The sequence below is a fragment of the Streptomyces sp. NPDC060000 genome, from assembly GCF_042737375.1.
Taxonomy (GTDB): Bacteria; Actinomycetota; Actinomycetes; order Streptomycetales; family Streptomycetaceae; genus Streptomyces.
In genome coordinates, this window is the sequence record NZ_JBHWUU010000180.1 from 1 (window position 1) to 2,681 (window position 2,681).

At 70.0% G+C, this 2,681-nt stretch carries 1 protein-coding gene; it reads left to right on the plus strand.

All coding sequences use genetic code 11. The features are described 5' to 3' along the window. Positions 1–2,681 (plus strand): amino acid adenylation domain-containing protein (locus ACFWBB_RS42550; RefSeq protein WP_385284675.1); only part of this gene is annotated, 2,681 nt, incomplete at both ends.

Here is a 2,681-nt window from a genome sequence, read left to right on the forward strand (position 1 = left end):
GAGCGGGACCGCGACGCCCTGCCGGAGGGTGTGGTGGACGCGTACCCGCTGTCGCAGGTGCAGACCGGCATGCTGGTGGAGATGCTCGCCTCGGGCGACGAACACGCCTACCAGAACATCACGTCGTTCCGGATCCCGGACAACGAGCCGTTCTCGGTCGGGGCGCTGCGCCGTGCGGTCGACCTGGTCGTGGCTCGGCACGAGGTGCTGCGGACCTCGATGCACCTGGACGGCTTCAGCCAGCCGGTCCAACTGGTGCACGGCAGCGTGAAGATCCCCGTCGTGGTGGACGACCTGCGTGGCCTGACCGGGGACGCTCAGGAGGAGCGGAAGCGCGCGTACGTCGCCGACGAGCGGGCGGCCGGCTTCGACCTCGCGACAGGTCCGCTGCTGCGCATCGCCGTACACGTGGAGTCCGGCGAGGCCTGGCGGGTGACGTTCAGCCACTGCCATGCGGTCACCGACGGCTGGACCGTCAACTCGCTGCTGATGGAACTGCTGGAGCTCTACCGCGCCCTGCGCGACGGCCAGGAAGCGCCGGCGTACGAGGCGCCCGCCGTCCGGTACGCGGACTTCGTCGCCGCCGAACAGGCCTCACTCGCCGACGCCGATGATCAGGCCTTCTGGCAGACGATCGTGGAGACTCACAGCCCGCTGGCCCTGCCGGCGACCTGGACCGACATGACCGTGGGCGAGACGCCGGAACGCCACGGCACCCGTGTCCCGTTCGCCGATCTGGAGGAGGGGCTGAAGCGGCTCGCCACCGAGGCGCGCACCTCATTGAAGAGCGTCCTGCTGGCCGCGCACCTGAAGGTGCTGGGCATGCTGACGGCGGAGGACGCCTTCCACACCGGAGTGGTCTACCACGGCCGCCTGGAGGCGCCCGGTTCCGACCGGGTGCTGGGCATGCACCTCAACACTCTCCCCTTCCCTGCCGCGCAGGGGGCACGGACATGGCGTGAGCTGGTGGAGGAGGTGTACCGGCAGGAGACCGAGATCTGGGCGCACCGCCGCTACCCGTTGCCCGCCATCCACCGCGCGGCCGGCGGCGTCGGCGGTCTGCTCACCGTGCTCTTCGACCACCAGAACTTCCACCAGGTCGACACCGACAGCGTCGACATCGACGCGACCATGGGCGAGGGCACAAACGAGTTCGCCCTGTCGGCGATCGCGAGCGGTGGAGCCTTCAAACTGACGAGTTCCACCGCCGTGTTCGGGCGGGAGAACCTGGCCCGGCTGGGTGGGATGTACCGGTCGGTGCTGGAGGCGATGGCCGCGGACGCGGACGGGGACGCGCGGGGCGTGTTCCTGTCGCAGGCGGAGCGCGCGCTGCTTCTGGGTGAGTGGAACGCCGCCGTCGAGACGCCGGTGGACCGGTGTGTCCATGAGCTGTTCGCGGAGCAGGCGGCCCGTACGCCGGACGCGGCCGCGCTCACGTGCGGGGCGACGACCCTGTCGTACCGGGAGTTGGACGAGCGGGCGAACCGCATCGCGCACCATCTGGTCGCGGCCGGGGCGGGTCCGGAGAGCATCGTGGGGGTCTGCCTGGAGCGCGGCCCCGATCTCGTGCCGGTCCTGCTCGGTGTGCTGAAGTCGGGTGCGGCGTATCTGCCGCTCGACCCGGTCAACCCGGCCGAGCGGCTGGCGTACATGCTCGCCGACGCGCAGGCCTCGCTGCTGGTGACGCATTCGGGAGTGCCGGAGCTGGAGTTCACGGGCGGCCGTGTCGTCCTGGACCGGGACGCGGAGGCGATCGACGCCCGTCCGGCGACCGCGCCGCAGGCGGCGGTCCGTGCGGACAACCTGGTCTACGTCATCTACACCTCGGGATCGACCGGTCTGCCCAAGGGCGTCAGCCTCACCCATGCCAACGTCGTACGACTCTTCTCCGCGACCCGCGAACAGGTTCAGTTCTCGTCCGACGACGTGTGGACGCTGTTCCACTCGTACGCCTTCGACGTGTCCGTATGGGAGATGTGGGGGGCGCTGCTGCACGGTGGACGGCTGGTGGTCGTAGCGCCGGAGGTGAGCCGTTCTCCGCACGACATGCTGGATCTGCTGGTGCGCGAGCGGGTGTCGGTGCTGTGCCAGACGCCGTCGGCGTTCCGTGCGCTGGCCGCGCTCGCCGGTGACAGTGCGGACGGAACGCAGGTCGACGGGCTCGCGCTGCGCACGGTCGTCTTCGCCGGTGAGCGACTGGACATGTCCGAGTTGGAGCCGTGGACGACCAGGTTCGGCGTACGGCGTCCCACGCTGGTCAACATGTACGGGCCGACCGAGATCACGGTCTACGCCACGTACCACCGCATCGGCGAGTGGGACCTGGCGAACCCGGGCCGGAGCGTGATCGGTTGCCGCGTCCGGGACCTGACCATCCATCTGCTGGACGGGAACGGGCACCCGGTCCCCGTCGGCGTTCCCGGCGAGATGCACATCGGCGGTCCGGGACTCGCGCGCGGCTATCTGCGCCGACCGGAACTCACCGCGGAGAAGTTCGTGCCGAACCCGTTCGGTCCGGCCGGTTCCCGCTTGTACCGCACCGGTGACCTGGCCCGCTTCCTGTCGGACGGCTCGATCGACTTCCTCGGCCGGATCGACAAGCAGGTCAAGGTCCGTGGCTACCGCATCGAGCTGGGCGAGATCGAGGCTCGGCTGCGTGAGCACGGTCAGGTCCGTGACGT